The sequence below is a fragment of the Flavisolibacter ginsengisoli DSM 18119 genome (assembly GCF_900129295.1).
GTDB classification, from domain to species: domain Bacteria; phylum Bacteroidota; class Bacteroidia; order Chitinophagales; family Chitinophagaceae; genus Flavisolibacter; species Flavisolibacter ginsengisoli.
On record NZ_FQUU01000001.1, the window covers coordinates 411,623 to 427,989 of the forward strand.

16 protein-coding genes are annotated in these 16,367 nt (G+C 40.3%); 5 read left to right on the plus strand and 11 right to left on the minus strand.

Annotated features, from left to right (window positions below; all coding sequences use genetic code 11):
• Positions 1–46: 46 nt before the first annotated feature.
• A complete protein-coding gene (gene prmC / locus BUA53_RS01750) occupies positions 47–943 on the plus strand; it encodes a peptide chain release factor N(5)-glutamine methyltransferase (protein WP_072833508.1) in 897 nt (298 codons plus the stop codon).
• A gap of 67 nt (positions 944–1,010) precedes the next feature.
• On the opposite strand, the gene BUA53_RS01755 is transcribed toward prmC, so the two are convergent.
• The 5 genes from BUA53_RS01755 to pepT form a co-directional block, all read right to left on the minus strand.
• On the minus strand, positions 1,011–1,409 hold the full coding sequence (locus BUA53_RS01755; RefSeq protein WP_072833509.1) for an ExbD/TolR family protein: 399 nt from the start codon (positions 1,407–1,409) through the stop codon (positions 1,011–1,013).
• 79 nt (positions 1,410–1,488) lie between these two features.
• On the minus strand, positions 1,489–2,181 hold the full coding sequence (locus BUA53_RS01760) for a MotA/TolQ/ExbB proton channel family protein (protein ID WP_072833510.1): 693 nt from the start codon (positions 2,179–2,181) through the stop codon (positions 1,489–1,491).
• 154 nt (positions 2,182–2,335) lie between these two features.
• On the minus strand, positions 2,336–3,301 hold the full coding sequence (locus BUA53_RS01765) for an SPFH domain-containing protein (protein ID WP_072833511.1): 966 nt from the start codon (positions 3,299–3,301) through the stop codon (positions 2,336–2,338).
• 62 nt (positions 3,302–3,363) lie between these two features.
• Positions 3,364–4,464, minus strand: a complete 1,101-nt coding sequence (locus BUA53_RS01770) for an OmpA family protein (RefSeq protein ID WP_139256308.1) — start codon at positions 4,462–4,464, stop codon at positions 3,364–3,366.
• A 61-nt stretch (positions 4,465–4,525) separates the two neighbouring features.
• Positions 4,526–5,734: a peptidase T gene (gene pepT, locus BUA53_RS01775; RefSeq protein ID WP_245792990.1), complete on the minus strand. Its 1,209-nt coding sequence runs from the start codon at positions 5,732–5,734 to the stop codon at positions 4,526–4,528.
• Between the two features lie 174 nt (positions 5,735–5,908).
• Here pepT and BUA53_RS01780 point away from each other — a divergent pair, with 174 nt between their 5' ends.
• Entirely contained in the window at positions 5,909–6,511 is a 603-nt protein-coding gene (locus BUA53_RS01780) for a hypothetical protein (RefSeq protein WP_072833514.1), read from the plus strand.
• Between the two features lie 59 nt (positions 6,512–6,570).
• On the opposite strand, the gene BUA53_RS01785 is transcribed toward BUA53_RS01780, so the two are convergent.
• Positions 6,571–7,023, minus strand: coding sequence for an FKBP-type peptidyl-prolyl cis-trans isomerase (locus BUA53_RS01785; RefSeq protein WP_072833515.1), 453 nt, complete (start codon positions 7,021–7,023; stop codon positions 6,571–6,573).
• Positions 7,024–7,053: 30 nt separating this feature from the next.
• On the opposite strand from BUA53_RS01785, the gene BUA53_RS21115 reads away from it, so the two are divergent.
• The 3 genes from BUA53_RS21115 to fmt all read left to right on the plus strand — a co-directional run bounded on the left by BUA53_RS21115 (position 7,054) and on the right by fmt (position 9,567).
• The gene (locus BUA53_RS21115; RefSeq protein WP_175545994.1) at positions 7,054–7,227 is read left to right on the plus strand and encodes a hypothetical protein; all 174 of its coding nucleotides are present in this window, start codon (positions 7,054–7,056) and stop codon (positions 7,225–7,227) included.
• Positions 7,228–7,237: 10 nt separating this feature from the next.
• Complete coding sequence (locus BUA53_RS01790; RefSeq protein WP_072833516.1) at positions 7,238–8,518, plus strand: exo-beta-N-acetylmuramidase NamZ family protein; 1,281 nt, start codon at positions 7,238–7,240, stop codon at positions 8,516–8,518.
• Positions 8,519–8,598: 80 nt separating this feature from the next.
• Entirely contained in the window at positions 8,599–9,567 is a 969-nt protein-coding gene (fmt, locus tag BUA53_RS01795) for a methionyl-tRNA formyltransferase (protein WP_072833517.1), read from the plus strand.
• Positions 9,568–9,640: 73 nt separating this feature from the next.
• Here fmt and BUA53_RS01800 read toward each other — a convergent pair whose 3' ends face one another.
• The 5 genes from BUA53_RS01800 to BUA53_RS01820 form a co-directional block, all read right to left on the minus strand.
• On the minus strand, positions 9,641–10,600 hold the full coding sequence (locus BUA53_RS01800) for a LysM peptidoglycan-binding domain-containing protein (protein ID WP_072833518.1): 960 nt from the start codon (positions 10,598–10,600) through the stop codon (positions 9,641–9,643).
• 75 nt (positions 10,601–10,675) lie between these two features.
• The gene (locus BUA53_RS01805) at positions 10,676–12,097 is read right to left on the minus strand and encodes a methyltransferase RsmF C-terminal domain-like protein (protein ID WP_072833519.1); all 1,422 of its coding nucleotides are present in this window, start codon (positions 12,095–12,097) and stop codon (positions 10,676–10,678) included.
• Between the two features lie 60 nt (positions 12,098–12,157).
• Complete coding sequence (locus BUA53_RS01810) at positions 12,158–14,392, minus strand: transferrin receptor-like dimerization domain-containing protein (RefSeq protein ID WP_072833520.1); 2,235 nt, start codon at positions 14,390–14,392, stop codon at positions 12,158–12,160.
• 103 nt (positions 14,393–14,495) lie between these two features.
• Positions 14,496–16,049, minus strand: coding sequence for an NAD(P)(+) transhydrogenase (Re/Si-specific) subunit beta (locus BUA53_RS01815; protein WP_072833521.1), 1,554 nt, complete (start codon positions 16,047–16,049; stop codon positions 14,496–14,498).
• Entirely contained in the window at positions 16,046–16,366 is a 321-nt protein-coding gene (locus tag BUA53_RS01820) for an NAD(P) transhydrogenase subunit alpha part 2 (protein ID WP_072833522.1), read from the minus strand. The genes BUA53_RS01815 and BUA53_RS01820 overlap by 4 nt, the downstream gene beginning before the upstream one ends.
• Position 16,367 lies beyond the last annotated feature (1 nt).

The window sequence follows — 16,367 nt, forward strand, 5'->3', positions numbered from 1 at the left end:
CTATTGCAATAGACAAATTTAATCCAACATGTTTTAAGTTTGGCCAATGAAACTGGCAGCAGCAGAAAGGTATATCAGAAACAGCCTTGAGAGTATTTATCCTACTAACGAAGCAGTGATAATGGCAGATATGCTCCTGGAGCATTTCACATCCTTTTCAAAAGGTGACAGGTTGATGAATAAAGAAGCAGATTTAACCCAGCAACAAGAGGTAGCGATCCATAAAGGAGTTGAGCGTTTATTAAAGCATGAGCCCATACAGTACATAATGAATAAATGTTGGTTTTATGGGATGGAGTTATTTGTTGATCCATCAGTATTGATACCAAGGCCTGAAACAGAAGAATTGGTAGCATGGATCATAAGTGATGTAAGGGCCTCCGGATACAAGGTATTTTCCCGTGTAACAGCTGATGCCGATGAAACGGACTTATTAAAGATTCTGGACGTAGGAACAGGAAGTGGTTGCATTGCCTTAGCCCTAAAAAAAGCAATGCCACAAGCAGAAGTATGGGGTTGTGATTTGAGTGAAGAAGCACTGAATGTAGCCCGAAGAAATGGCTCTGCACTTGATATCAGGGTAGATTTTCAAGGGCTGAACTTTTTAGATCAATTGCAGCAAAAACAACTTCCGACAGTAAATATCCTCGTAAGCAATCCACCCTATATACCCATCAGGGATAAAGATCTAATGAATAAAAATGTTGTAGAACACGAGCCGCATACAGCATTGTTTGTCCCAGATGAAGATCCATTGATATTTTATAGAGCACTGGCCAAATTTGCATCATCCCGATTGCATGAAAATGGCAGTATCTATATGGAGATACATGAAGATTTGGGTAATGATGTAGTCAGGCTATTCAGTGATGAAGGTTATAATAAAATAGAATTAAGGAAGGACATGCAGCAAAAAAACAGGATGGTAAAGGTGAGTAAATAATAGCTCTTTAAGAGTAATGAGGGCTTTCCCGGCAAGTAACCTTTAAAGGTAAAGGATCAATTACTTGTCACTTTACATGAACCCCCACTTTTGCATTATATTTCTTGGCAATGCTCATGATCTTAAATACTTCTCCCCAATAGGCAATAGTATCGGCATTAACGATTACTGAGGGGGTGTCTACAATCTTTCTTGCGTTTTCTATCTGGTATTTAAGCAGGCTGTCCATGTGCGCATAATCAACCGGTGTCTGTCCCATAAAGTATTGGTGTTGATTATTCACAGAAACTATAATATTCTGTTTGGCTTTCATATCCTTTGAACCCTTTGGATTATTCACCTTGACAAGGTTTGGATTGGCCAACGTGGAAGCGATCAAAAAGAAAAGCAGCAGGATGAACAGGATATCATTTAGCGCTCCTGTATGCACCTCTGTATGAGCTCTTAATTTTCTTCGGATATTCATGTTACTGTATCTGGTATTTAATCAAGGTCATTTCTAACCTGGAGATTTACGTTTACACTTTTTTCTGCCCAGGTTGTGATCACCTTGTTGGCTCCTGCAATACATCTATGAATTCTGAGCTGGACGCTTCCATTTTGTTGGCGGTCTTATCAACCTGTGTGCTTAAAAAGTTGTGAGCCACATAAGCCAGCAGACCAATGATCAAACCTGAAGCAGATGTGATCATCTTAGTATAGATACCATTGGCCATTGTTTGAATGGTGAAATCTCCTGTTGAAGCAAGGCGGTAAAACAATTCAAACATACCAACGATGGTACCCAGGAATCCTAACATAGGCGCTATACCTGCAATCAGGGATAAAATAGAAAGATTTCGCTCCATGTTATAAAGCTCAAGTTTTCCTACATTCTCCATGCTTTTTTCAATACTATCAATAGGCTTTCCAATACGCTGAATCCCTTTGTCTATGATACGGGCTACCGGGTTATTGGTATTCTTGGCAAAGCTGCGGGCAGCACTTACATTTCCATTTACAATGTGATCGCGTATAATATTCATAAAATTGGAATCAATACGCGAAGCTTTACGTATGGCAATAAAACGCTCAAAGAAAACAAATATGGTAACCAGGAATAAAGCCACCAGGGGAATCATTACCCAGCCTCCCATGGTGAGCAATTCGCCTAAGCTAATGCTCCCGTCTTTATTCATATCAGCTTGTGAAGTAGCAGTCCGGCTTAAGGTATCTACAATTTGTAGCAGGTTTATCATACGAAATTTCGTCTTTTAGCGGTAAATGTAATATAACGTGATGAATAACGTTAGGCAACGCCTATTATTTTGTAATGCAAATAAGGGTTAAAAAATAGCCTGCTGTTTAAGCAGGCTTTAACTTTTTGAGAGATTTAACACAGGAAACCCCTACTTATAACTGGGTTCCTGCGGGCTTTATCATTAATGCTTGTATTTGTTTCATGGTTTTCTCCATACCCTCCGAACTTCCATCCAGGAAGATCACATTACCCTTACCATATTCTGCAAAGTTCTTTATAGCTTCTGTCCACATACTGAACAAGATCACATTGGTATCCAGGTTGGCCTGCTTCATCTGCTCTGCAGCCTCCGTCATACCCCTGGCCACTTCCTGGCGGAAAAGCGCTACACCCTGGCCACGCAAACGGGCGGCTTCTCTTTCTGCCTCCGCTGCAATTTTAATGGCATTACCTTCAGCTTCTGCGCCTTTTGTTTTAGTAATAAGCAGCGCCTGGCCTTCGTTTTCTGCTGCTGCCTTAAGATTATTAGAAGCAACCACTTTACTCATGGAATCCATAATGGCTTTATCAAATGTGATGTCATTGATCTGCAGATCCTGCAGATGATAACCCCATTGCTCCAATGTATGATCTATCTGGTCCTTTACATAATCAACGATCTCTTTTCGCTGTCCAAGTATTTCTGACTGACGCTTGGTAGCAACAAAGGCACGAATGGAGCCTTCTATGGTACGTGTAAGTGCCTGCATCAGGTCCCTGTCGCTGATAAACACAAATGCCACTCTTTTAATGGTTTCTTCATCCGTGTTCTGCACAGAGTATAGTAGCATGCTCTTAAAATAAACATTGGCCTGGTCTATAGTTACTGCCTGGAACTCCATTTCCACAGAACGGTTCTGAACCGATATCTTTTTCATTACCTGTTCGAAGAATGGTATCTTGAAGTTTAATCCAGGGCGTGCTGCACGACGGTATTTGCCAAACATCGTGATTACACCTACATACCCCTGGTTTACTGTGAATAGTCCACTAAACACAATAAGAAGAAGTAAAATTAACCACCAGTAGTTCAATAAAAAGTTGAGGAGAGAATTGGAATCGGATTGCAAAAGATACATGTTATGTTTTTTTGGTTGCTTGTTTGATCGACTAAGATACCATATCTGGATAAAATGAATTGTTATTCCCGGACGTATAAATAAATTTCAACTCTCCTGTTCCTTTGCCTTCCGGCAGGTGTATTATTATCTGCCACAGGTTTGGAACTTCCCCAGCCATTAGCCTGGATATTCCTATTGAAATGCGGTTGAAGGTAATCAAGGACAGATAATGCCCGCTTTTGAGAAAGAATTTCATTGGCGATGTAACTACCCCGGTTGTCTGTATGGCCATGAACCTGTATGGAATCAACGAAGAACTTCTTTGTTGAAATAATCAGGCTATCAAGAATCTTATTGGCTGCAGGGGTCAGTCCAAAACTATTGGTAGCAAATAATACATCGGGTAAAACCAGGGTATCTATTTTTTGGATTTGAGTAACGGAAGGACGGACGGTTTGAAGTGGTTTGTTTTTAGCTTCCTTTATTTCCCTTCCAAGGTATTCATGACGTTCATCCTGGGCGTAGATCGCTTCCATTGTATTTTTCCAATCAGGACATAATTGTTCTCTTACATCTGTAGGGCGAAGTGAAATATCATCAAGTAAAACAAAATAATTGTTTTCCCGGTTCAAACCTGTAGGACCAGTGATGTCTCCTTTTGAAAAATTGCCAATAGAAATAAAAGACTCCGAACCTGTTGCCTTATAGTGAAATACTATTTGTTGCCATGATGATGATTTAGAAGGCCTTTGAACAGCATCTTCAAGATATAGTGTAGGTGTAATTTTCTTGTATGGCTCTTTCTCAAATAAGAAATCGTAGGAAGTAAAATATACGCCTATACTGTCCAGAATGGGATGAAGAGATTTGATAAAAAAGCGCAGCTCATAGGTGTGGCCTTTCCGCAGTCCGCAGAGCAACCTACTCCGGATGAATGTTCTATAATAAGGTTTTTTCGCATGACCAGCTATTATGGATACAAAATGCTCTCCTCCATGGGCCAATCCCCTGTCTTTATAGTAATAAAAATAAGATGGCACTGTATATATCCATGCTTCGGGTGCGCAGTTCACTTTATATTCAGAACAAATATTCTCTTCTTCAAACCCTCCATTTAAAAGCAGTTCCTGTGCTATCAGCTGCAGTGGGAAGAGCATGATATATAAGAAAAATAGCTTCACAGAGTTTTGTTGTTATTCAGGAATGCATTCACCTATAATACATATCGGGGAAGAGCATTACCTAACTTTTCTCCTCCCAAATTTCTGCAATATGAATGATGGTTTCCACAGCCTTATTCATATCCTGAACACTGATAAATTCAAGCTTTGAATGGATAGCCTGCTCGCCTGCAAAAAGATTGGGGCAGGGTAAGCCCATGAATGACAACCTGCTGCCATCAGTGCCTCCGCGAATGCTTTCCATCTTTAAGTAAAGTCCGACTTTTGCAATAGCCTCCTTAGCATATTCAACAACTTGTGGATGCTGATCTAAGACTTCTTTCATATTGCGGTATTGTTCCGTCACCTTGAATTCAAAACTTGCTTTTGGGTAATTATCCATTACCATCTCCACCACACTTAACAGAAAGTCTTCCTTTTTTTTCAATCCATCAGTAACGAAATCTCGTATGATAAAATCAATTGTTGCTTTTTCTGCTATACCGTCTACACGGATGGGATGAATGAAACCTTGTTTTTCATCTGTTGTTTCGGGGGACAATTCAGCACGTGGAAGAGACGCCAGAACATCTCCCGCAATTTTTAAAGCGTTCACCATTTTATCCTTGGCATAACCCGGGTGAGTAATAACCCCATGGATGATCAACTGCACGGAATCAGCACTAAAGGTTTCATCTTCAAGGGACCCTGCCTCACCCCCATCCAGTGTATATCCGTAATCAGCTCCTAATTTTTTAAGATCAACTTTTACTGTTCCTTTCCCTACTTCTTCATCTGGTGTAAATAACAAGCGAATGGTGCCGTGTTTTACCTCTGGATGGGTCATCCAAAAATTGGCTGCATCCATGATTTCAGCAACGCCTGCCTTATCATCAGAACCCAATAATGTGGTACCACTGGCAGTAATGATATCATGCCTAATTAACCGGTCTAAATAAGGAAAGTCGGCCTTTTTCAGAACCTGGGCAGCATCGTCAGGCAACACAATATCTTCTCCATGGTAATTCTTATGCAGTATGGGTTTTACTCCTGTACCACTGGCATCGGGAGCGGTGTCAACATGGGCGCAAAAACATATTACTGGAACTTTCTTATTTGTATTAGCAGGGATAGTAGCATATACATACCCGTGTTCATCCATGTGTGCATCTGTAATTCCAATAGCCTGAAGTTCTTTCACCAGAAGCTTTGAAAGGTCTTTCTGCTTTTCAGTGGTTGGTTGCGATTGTGAAAGTGGATCACTTTGAGTATCTATCTGAACATATCTCATGAATCGCTCAGATGCTGTAAAGGAATAGTTGTGAAACATGCTTCAAATGTACGGCAAGGTAAATGCTAATCAAATGATACATAGTGGAATTGTACCATATTCAATACATGTATGCTCCCAAATAAACTATTTCTGTAGTTTTTCTTAACTTAACAAGAACCAAAACATTATGCAATGAAAAAAACCATTGTAGCTGCCCTTGTTGGTGGCATCATTATTTTCATTTGGCAATTCTTATCTTTTGCTTTGATTAACTTTCACAAGCCTGCACAAAACTACACTGATAAGCAGGATGCTATCATGACCTTTCTCAATTCACAACAATTGCCTGAAGGCGGATATATCCTGCCTAATATTCCTGACAATACCACTGCAGCTCAAAGAGAGCAAGCTATGAAAGAGGCTGAAGGAAAACCATGGGCTATTGTCCAATATCATCATTCCCTAAAGAACAATATGGCAATGAATATGGTGAGGGGTTTAATAGTGAATATTATCATAGTCTTCCTGTTTTGTTGGCTTCTTGGAAGAATGGCTAATCCAGGATTTACTACCATAGTATTAAGTGCACTGGCAATAGGCATGATCGTGTTTTTGAATGCACCTTATACCGGAGCTATATGGTATGAAAGTTTTGATACCTGGGCACACCTTGCAGATGCTATTGTCAGTTGGGGATTGGCAGGGTTATGGGTAGCCTGGTGGCTTGGCAGGGGAACCAGGTCAGCTGAATATAAAAAACCTGTGGAGCAATCATTTGAAATGGCAGCCGAATAATTGTATAAATAAGAATCGCCCTTAAAAAAGGGCGATTCTTATTATTTATGGGATAATTTTTATGGCATTATGATCCTTGATGTAGGCTCAATGGAAACTAATTCCAGGTCAAAGACCAGGTCCTGGCCAGCCAGGGGATGATTAGCATCCAACACCACACTCTCCTCTTTTACTTCTGCTACGGTTACTGGAAATTGTTGTCCGGAACCATTGCTCATCATTAACTGCATACCTACTTCAGGATTCATATCTGCAGGAAACTGATCTTTTGGAAATTCAATCATCATTTCCTGCTGCTTTTCACCATATGCATCTGTTACTTGTATCTCAACTGTTTTCTTATCACCTACTTTCATTCCCTTCACACCTTCATCAAATCCCTTGATTACTTGACCACTTCCTACTGTAAATTCCAAAGGTTCTCTTCCGTCTGAACTATCAAAAGTTTCACCGCTACGTAATTTTCCATGATAATGAACCTTTATCTTATCACCGTTTTGCACTTGTTGCATGATTTCGTTTTTTGAGTCAATAAATTATTTATGATACTGTTTCCAAATGGCTGTTCTTCACCAGGTATTTTTAAATTAAATGATAAACCTGCAACCAAACATATTATCTGCAACAACCAGGTGGGGCAAAAGCAGGAAGATGTTTTGTTATTGAAGGCTGGCAAGGTACTAATCTTTCACGTTTTGCTTGCCAATTTTTCCTGAAATTTGAACGATGAAGATTGTTTTAGCTTTTCTTATTTCTATACTTAGTATATCCTGCACCGCACAAAAAACGCCTTTAAAAACCACCTCTGCAACGACCAGTCCCATAGTTCCAGGAGCTGAACGATTGTCTGTATACCTTCCCTTGCTGAAGGGAAAAACAGTCGGCATTTTCGCTAACCAAACCTCCATGGTAGGAAATACCCATTTAGTAGATACCCTTAAAAAACTGGGCGTTTCTATAAAAGTGATATTTGGTCCTGAACATGGTTTTAGAGGAACAGCAGATGCCGGAGAAAAAGTATCAAATTATATTGACAAAGAAACAGGCATACCTGTTGTTTCACTGTACGGAAGCAAAAGAAGGCCTTCTATTGAAGATGTAAAGGATGTAGACATTTTACTATTTGATATACAGGATGTTGGTGTGCGTTTTTACACATTTATTTCCTCCCTCGAAGAGTTCATGAATGCGGCTTTTGAATATGGGAAACCTTTAATGATCCTCGACAGGCCAAATCCGAATGGATTTTATGTAGATGGACCCGTACTGGAACCTAATTACAAATCATTCGTAGGAATGCAGCCTGTGCCAGTGGTATATGGTATGACCATTGGGGAATACGCTATGATGCTAAGTGGTGAAAAATGGTTGAGTGAGAAGGCAAATCAACGCAGTGAATATTATAAGGTAGCTAAAAACTCTCCACCTGATACTTTATTTCATTTCATGGTAATTAAATGTGGCAATTATACACATAACAGTAAATACCAGCTCCCTGTAAAACCATCACCAAACCTTCCGGAGATTCAATCTATTTACTGGTATCCTTCTACCTGCTATTTTGAAGGAACTGTCTTAAGTGAAGGCCGTGGCACCGATAAACCTTTCGAAATATTTGGACATCCTTCCTTACCTAAGGATCTTTATAAATTCACCCCTGTTTCAACAGAGGGAGCAAAAGACCCTAAACTTAAAGACCAGGTTTGTTATGGTTGGAATATAAGTGGTACACAAGATCAGGTTTTGAAAAAGGTAAACAATAAAATACAATTAAAATACCTCCTCGATGCTTACCGTTTATTCCCGGATAAAGAATCATTCTTTATTAAAACAAAATCGGGAGACATGGACCAGTCATTTTTTAATAAACTGGCTGGTAACGCCACCTTAATGCAACAGGTAAAAGCGGGGGCTAGTGAAACAGAAATTCGCAAAAGCTGGGAACCCAAACTAAGCCAATTCAAGAGTATTCGTAGAAAATATCTTCTATATCCTGATTTTGAATAACAGGTAATAAGAGGTAAAAGAAAAATTATCAAATAGGATTTTATAAACCAGAATATTATTACGATTCCTGAAATATTACAATGAATTATAAAGATCTGCGCATTGTTTTTATGGGTACACCAGAATTTGCAGTTGCCTCGTTGAATGCGCTGGTACAGGCAGGATGCAATATTGTTGGTGTGATCACTGCTCCTGACAAACCAGCTGGAAGGGGTATGAAACTTCAGGAAAGCCCCGTGAAACAATATGCAATAGCTAAAGGGCTTAGAGTATTGCAACCTGAGAAATTAAAGAATGCACAATTCCTACAGGAATTAAAAGATTTAAATCCAGACTTGCAGGTTGTTGTAGCCTTTAGAATGTTACCAGAAGTGGTCTGGAATATGCCAAAAAGAGGTACCATCAATGTACACGGCTCACTACTGCCCCAATACCGGGGCGCAGCCCCAATCAACTGGGCCATTATCAATGGAGAAAAACAAACCGGGGTGACCACATTTAAATTGCAGCATGAAATAGATACCGGGGATATATTACTGCAACAAACCATTCCTATAGGAGAAAATGAAACTGCAGGTGAAATTCATGACCGTATGAAGGAAGTTGGTGCAGCATTATTGGTAAAAACCATTGAAGAACTGGCTGATGGGCGACTAAAAGAAAAGCCACAGGTCAAAACCGAAGACCAAAGAATACAAGATACCCCGGCATTGAAGCATGCTCCTAAAATTTTTACAGAAACCTGCCGCATAGACTGGAACCAACCATTGGAAGCAGTCAATAATTTAATAAGGGGCCTTTCTCCCTTCCCTGGTGCCTTTACATTCCTTGATCAAAAAATGCTAAAAATTTACAGGGGAGAAAAACTTAGCAATTCTACAAATGTCCAACCGGGAAAATATCAAACTGATGGTAAAACATATTTAAGATTTGCCTGTGCAGATGGCTTTTTCAATATTAAAGAACTGCAATTGGAAGGCAAAAAGAGAATGAATGTTGAAGATTTTTTAAGAGGATACAAATTTGCGGAAACGCAAAGTGACAATTAAAAATATTTACAAGCATGTAAAATAAAAGACCTCTAATTGAGGTCTTTTATTTTATAATAATTAAACTGCTTTTTTAATAATTCACTCTTACAATAAATTTCTCAGTTTCATTGATATCGAGTGCCGAAGCAGCAGCATTACTAAGACGTAAATTATAACCCTGGTTCTGACGTATACCACTCATTTCTCCCAACACCTTAGCATATACAACCTTATTATTTGAAGGGTTCACTATACGTACTATAGTTCCAGGCTCAACTCTATCCATCAAAGCATAATACTTTGCATCTTGCCATCCACTTGCTGTTTTAAATATTCCTGCAGTTGCAGTTTCGTCTGCTGAAAGTGGCTGAACCTTTACCTGCTTTTCAAATGAAGATTTAAAATAGCCACCATTTCCATCATTTACTGCCATGGAAACAGGCTGAGACTTAGCTATCGTTTCAGCCTTCTTTTCGGGCTCTTTTGTCTTTACTTCTTCTGTAGTTTTTTTGTCATCTAAAGGCTCGTGCACGGCGATATCCTTTTTAGTAGGCTCAGCTGCTTTTTTCACCGGCTCTGCTTGGATATTATTGTTTTGAACTATACTATTAGCCTCAGGAGATATAAGATAGCCCACTATCAATTTCTGGCCAGGGGTGATTTTATCTGTTGACAGATGGTTCCATTTACGCAAATTGGCCATCAATACTTTATTGTTTTTCAAACTTACCCTATATAGTCCCTCTTTATCTCCAACAACATAATAAAGACTACGACCTTTTTCCGAAGCCTGGGTAAAGTTGGTGGAAGTTAATGGGATCTTTATACTTTGGCCAATATTCAAACCCTTATTCATGTCAAGGGAATTAATTGCTTCAATTTCTTTTGGAGAAACATTATATAAACGGCCTATAGAATAGTAGTTTTCTTTTGGAGCAACCGTATGCACCAGGTAAGGTCCTTTATCTGAACTGTGTACAACCAATTCATTCTGTGCAAAAACAAATAAAGAGCAAAACAAAATGGTGGCAAGCAAAAATGACTTTTTCATGTGGATATAATTAGTTTTTCAATTGCCAGGCATGGTTCATTGCATGACATCAGATTAGCCTTACAAATATGCTCATTATTTTTCAAAAGCTGAATCGTTAGACTGCTTTAAAATACGCATTTCTTTAGGATAATAGTTGTTGATCCTGTTGGCAAGTGCATTAATCCATCCCAAAGGATGATTTTTATAGCTAACCGTTTGCCATCCCTTCGTTTGGGGAATTGTTGCCAGGTCTTTCCTTTGAAGATATTTAATGGCCTCTGCATAATCAAGGTTAGTTGAGGCTACATTTGGTGATAAAAGAGAACTTAAAGCCAATGCATGATCAGGAACAAGCCTTCCCTTCATGATTTGACCCAGCTCTGTTCCTGTATATTGAATATTCAAATTGCCGCGCAGTCGTATAAAATCATTGATGAATATGGCAGGCAATGCCCTGAAAGTATCATGATCCTTAAGAATTTCTAATGAATCTGATTTTAACCAGTCCTTAAGAATTAATTTTTCTTTACTACTGGCTGTATCTATGCGGGGAAGTTTACCTCCCACCTCTTTTTCTTCATTCACTTTTCTAAAACAGGAAATAAAAAACCCCTCTCCTTTTACCTTATTTGGATAAAAACGATATCCGAACGCACCATGACCAGGCGAAACTGATTCCACAATACCCCATTCATCATTCAAGGAAATCCGTTCATTCTTCATTTCAAACTCATTCACCAGCCAATCAGCTATCGATTCATCTTCAGCTTCTGAGTAAGAACAGGTAGAGTAGATCAACAAACCATTTTCTTTCAAGGCAGGAAGAATATCAGCCAGGATCCTTTGTTGTCTTTGGCTGCATAGTGCTACATTATTTAAACTCCATTCTGTAATAGCATCCGGGTCTTTCCTGAATAATCCGCTACCGCTACAGGGTGCATCAACAACAATAACATCAAAATACCCGGGAAGCTTTTTAAAGGCCGCAGGATCATTATTAGTTACCAGGGCATTAGACTTGCCCCATTTGATAATATTATCTATCAAGGTATTGCAGCGCGGTCTTATTACTTCGTTGCTTACTAGGAGACTTTCTTCTGATAGTATTGAAAGCAAATGGGTTGACTTACCCCCGGGTGCTGCACTTAGGTCCAATACTTTTAAAGGTTGTGACAAATCTGCAAGTTGGCTCATTGCCTGCTCCAGGAACATACTGGAAGCATCCTGCACATAATAACAACCAGCATGAAATAAAGGATCGAAAGTGAAAGATGGTCGTTCGGGTAAATAATAACCATAGTTTGTCCAGGGTATACTTGTGGGCACTGATGCCTGGTCTACACCAGCCAGTTTTATTTCCTTATCACTATCCCATAAAGAGTGGGCATCAGTCTTTATCGGGTTGATACGGATAGAAGTTACCTGGTTACCCTCATCATGCACTTTGATAAATGATTCCCTGTCGAAACCCTTAACACCTTCAATTGATTGTAAAAACGCCTCTGGTAACTTCATTATAATAAAAAACCTTTGACCTGGTGGGTCAAAGGTAATTGCAGATCCCTGATCTGTTTATTAAAAAGTAGGTTTTGAAAACACCTTGGCAGCCTGTTGCACCTGTGCATTATAGGCTTCAATTACTTTGGAAACAATACCGATGTTATCCTGGGCCTCTTTCCAGTTACGCTGTTCAATAGCTTCCCTTATGCCCGGCAAAGTTTTAACTCCATATCCTGTATAAAAACCGGGTGCATATACCTGGTGTTTATACCATGGCCTGCGTGGCAATCCATCTGTATCAATCAAACTTCTTTCTGCCTTATACAAAAGAAGGTTCAACTGGTTTAGTTTTTCTACAGGCAATGTTGTTGCATTGGCATACATTTTCTGAAACTCTTCTGCAGAAGTTTTCAATTGCGCAAGAGAATTATCCAGTTCACTGAAATTCAGAAAAGGCACCGCCTGTTTCACCTCGGGTGATGCATAGGTCTTTTTTGGATCCTTTCCTACTGCAAAAAGGTTTTCCTCTATCATTTTATTCTGGGTCTCAGTTTCCACTCTTTGATTATCCATCATGGCCTTTACTTCGGTAGCGTAATCATTCAATGTTTTATAAAAAGCATTGAAATCAAATGGAAGTGCATCTGCATTGGAAAGTCTCATAGTGATGCGGCCTGCAGTTTTTGCCAATGTAACTCCATATTGGAATCCCGGGTCTTTAAAGCGGGTATAGAGGTCATAGGAATCAAAAATGGAATGGTATTCCCCTCCCGGATCTTCCCCACCATATCCAAGATCCATAGATGCAATACCCATGTGTTGAATAAAGGGAGAGTAATCAGACCCTGCACCTAATGCGCCTAATTTCATATACTTATTGCCCAACAATTTTGCTCTTGAGGCTTTATCTGCATCCACCAATTGTTTGGCATAACGCCGCTCCTTAACCGAAACACCGGTCTGCGGATCTTTCACATCTTCAATTACCTGGTTAAAGAATGGCTCTAATGTATGTGAGCCACTGGCACCAATAAAACCACGGCCATTGCCATCAGAGTTAATATAGGCTACCACCTTTTCTTTTAATTCCTTCTCATGATCTTCTGCCCATTCTGTTGATCCCAGCAATGCCGGCTCTTCACCATCCCAGGCACAATAAACCACCGTACGACGTGGTTTAGAACCATTCTTTGCGAGTTCGCCCAATGCACGTGCTTCTTCCAATTCCGCTACCATTCCACTTAAAGGATCAGCAGCTCCATTGACCCATGCATCATGGTGATTTCCCCTAATGATCCATTGGTCAGGAAAATCGGTACCTACCATTTTAGCAATTACATCATGTACCGGTTTTTGATCCCAATTGAATGCCAGCTTCAGATGTACTTTATCTTTCCCTGGCCCTATATGATAAGTTATTGGTAAACCCCCTCTCCATGCTGCAGGAGCCACTGGCCCACCCAATGATTGTAGTAAAGGCAAGGCATCTTCATATGAAATAGGAAGCACAGGAATCTTCATGATGGTCTTCACGTCCTTTATATCCAGTCGCTTTGCATTTTTGGTTGCACCCACACCTGGTGTCAAAGGATCTCCCGGATATACAGGCATATCCATCACTGAACCCCGCTGAACAGCATCTGCCCGGCGAAATGGGCCAACAGGATAAGTATCTCCCTGCACATAGCCATCATCAGCAGGATCAGAATAAATAATACACCCTATAGCTCCATGCTCTGCTGCTACCTTTGGCTTTATCCCTCTCCAGGAACCTCCGTATTTAGCAATAACAATTTTGCCCTTAACATCTATTCCCATGCGTTCCAGTTCTTCATAATCTGCAGGAACGCCACGGTTCACAAATACAAGTTCAGATGTTACATCACCATCAGCTGAATAGGCGTTATAGCTGGGTAGCTGCTCTGACTTCTGACCAGAGGTCTTATCTTCTGATAAAGAAGGCTCTTCCAGCTTTGCTTTATATGGCTTGGAACCTAATAATTCCAATAATCTTGTCTTAGGTGTAGGAAACAAAACATAATAGGTATTTATTTCGGTTTGATATCCCCACTGGCGAAAAAGATCCGCCATGTATTCAGCATTTGCCCTGCCTTTGGCAGAACCAACATGGTGTGGGTGGGACGAAAGGAATTTCATCCATGTATCAAGGTTGCCGGCATTCATCTGGGCATCAAACTGCTTCTCCAGCCCTTTTTGTTTCTCTGAGCCGGCATCAGTAAAACCCAGAAGTTTTTGCTGAGCGTTTGAATGAATGCAAAGGAATAATAACAGGATATAAATTATCCGCATAACAGGAAGTATTTAAGTGTGTTTGCTAATGTACTACTAATGAGCATTGCAACAACACTTAATTGCACCTGGTTCTTATATGGAATAAGAAAGTTATACCTGTCTACAAGTTCTTGATCTCCGCTATAAGGTCCTGTAAAACCTTTTTAGCATCACCAAAGAGCATAGAGGTTTTAGGACGGAAGAACAGGTCATTCTCAATACCCGCATAACCGGGCTTCATGCTTCTTTTATTTACTATAACTGTTTTTGCCAGTTCAACATCGAGGATAGGCATTCCATAAATAGGTGAGGCGGTATCTGTTTTCGCCGCAGGATTCACAACGTCATTGGCACCCAGGATGAGCACAACATCTGTACTGCTAAACTCCTCGTTGGCCATCTCCATTTCTTCGAGTTTTTCATAACTCACATCCGCTTCTGCAAGCAATACGTTCATATGCCCCGGCATGCGGCCCGCTACCGGGTGGATAGCATACTTAACTTCAACTCCTTTATCTGTCAGCAATTTTTCAAGTTCATGACAGGCATGTTGCGCCTGAGCTACAGCCAATCCATAGCCCGGAACGATCATTACCTTATTGGCAAAGGTCATGACAACTGCCGCATCCGTCAGGCTGATCTCTTTATAATTACCTTGAGCCTTTACATCTCCGTTCTGGCTTGCTTTAGCACCACCAAAAGAGCCAATCAGCACATTGGCAAGAGATCGGTTCATTGCCTTACACATTAGTATGGTCAATAAGGTACCCGCAGCACCAACCAATATACCACCTGTAAGCATTACTTTATTATCATACAGGAAGCCTCCGCATGCTGCAGCCACACCTGTAAATGAGTTTAACAATGAGATAACCACGGGCATGTCTGCGCCTCCAATTGGCTGAACAAACAACACCCCATAAACCAGTGATAAAAAGAATACCAGGTAGAACAATACAAACACGGATGTATTCATGTGAATGTTCAAACCCTGAATAGATATTCTTTTAGCGGTGTTTGTAAGCAATCCATTGTTTACTTCAAAAGAAGAAGAAATGGTAGCTAAAAGAAAGATCGTTATGCCAATGATAGCCGCAAGAACACCAAGGTTTACAATATGCTGGCCTTTGAATGATTTGTCCTTGATTTTCCCATTCAGTTTGCCCCAGGCAATGATACTTCCGGCAAATGAAATAGAACCGATGATCAATCCAAGAAAAATGGTGATCATGGTACTTGTTTGCAAAGGCAGCTCGAAGGCACCTACATCAACTGTGGATTCGCCAGGGAAAGATTGGATAATGTGATAGGCGAAATTGGAAGAAGCAAAATGGTTAAACTCTGAAATTGATATCAGTGCCGCACAGGCACCCCCCATTCCATTGAACAAGCTTACCATTTCAGGCATGGCGGTCATCTTAACTTTCTTTGCCACAGCAGTGCCAATAACACCACCTATGATCAACCCACTGAATATCCAGATATAATTGTGCAGTCGTTCGCCGGAGTCAAGGTCTTCGTATAAAAAGATAGTACCAAAGATGGCCAGGAACATTCCACCAGCCGCCACCAGGTTTCCTTTGCGGGCGGTTTCGGGATGAGACAACATTTTCAATCCTAGTATAAAAGTAACCGAGGAGATAATGTAAATAATGGTGAGTATACTGAAGTTCATTTAGATCCTTTCTTTTTAGATTTAAACATTTCTAACATCCTGTCAGTAACAACAAAGCCACCAACCACGTTCAGGGTACCAAGTATCACAGCAAGGAAGCCAAGGATGAGGGCAAAATAATTATCGGCTTCCGCACGGCCCATAACAATGATGGCGCCTATGATCACCACCCCATGAATGGCATTGGCGCCGCTCATCAGGGGAGTATGTAATACACTCGGCACTCTACCTATAACCTCAATCCCTACGAATATCATCAGGATCACTATGTAAATGATCTGCTGGTTGCCTGCTATCCATGTCAAAGCATTCTCCATT

Coding starts and splice junctions, on each gene's coding strand:
- prmC (WP_072833508.1), top strand. CDS start 47: ATGAAACTGGCAGCAGCAGAAAGGTATATCAGAAACAGCCTTGAGAGT.
- BUA53_RS01755 (WP_072833509.1), bottom strand. CDS start 1,409: ATGAATATCCGAAGAAAATTAAGAGCTCATACAGAGGTGCATACAGGA.
- BUA53_RS01760 (WP_072833510.1), bottom strand. CDS start 2,181: ATGATAAACCTGCTACAAATTGTAGATACCTTAAGCCGGACTGCTACT.
- BUA53_RS01765 (WP_072833511.1), bottom strand. CDS start 3,301: ATGTATCTTTTGCAATCCGATTCCAATTCTCTCCTCAACTTTTTATTG.
- pepT (WP_245792990.1), bottom strand. CDS start 5,734: ATGAGATATGTTCAGATAGATACTCAAAGTGATCCACTTTCACAATCG.
- BUA53_RS01780 (WP_072833514.1), top strand. CDS start 5,909: ATGAAAAAAACCATTGTAGCTGCCCTTGTTGGTGGCATCATTATTTTC.
- BUA53_RS01785 (WP_072833515.1), bottom strand. CDS start 7,023: ATGCAACAAGTGCAAAACGGTGATAAGATAAAGGTTCATTATCATGGA.
- BUA53_RS21115 (WP_175545994.1), top strand. CDS start 7,054: ATGATACTGTTTCCAAATGGCTGTTCTTCACCAGGTATTTTTAAATTA.
- BUA53_RS01790 (WP_072833516.1), top strand. CDS start 7,238: ATGAAGATTGTTTTAGCTTTTCTTATTTCTATACTTAGTATATCCTGC.
- fmt (WP_072833517.1), top strand. CDS start 8,599: ATGAATTATAAAGATCTGCGCATTGTTTTTATGGGTACACCAGAATTT.
- BUA53_RS01800 (WP_072833518.1), bottom strand. CDS start 10,600: ATGAAAAAGTCATTTTTGCTTGCCACCATTTTGTTTTGCTCTTTATTT.
- BUA53_RS01805 (WP_072833519.1), bottom strand. CDS start 12,097: ATGAAGTTACCAGAGGCGTTTTTACAATCAATTGAAGGTGTTAAGGGT.
- BUA53_RS01810 (WP_072833520.1), bottom strand. CDS start 14,392: ATGCGGATAATTTATATCCTGTTATTATTCCTTTGCATTCATTCAAAC.
- BUA53_RS01815 (WP_072833521.1), bottom strand. CDS start 16,049: ATGAACTTCAGTATACTCACCATTATTTACATTATCTCCTCGGTTACT.
- BUA53_RS01820 (WP_072833522.1), bottom strand. CDS start 16,366: ATGGAGAATGCTTTGACATGGATAGCAGGCAACCAGCAGATCATTTAC.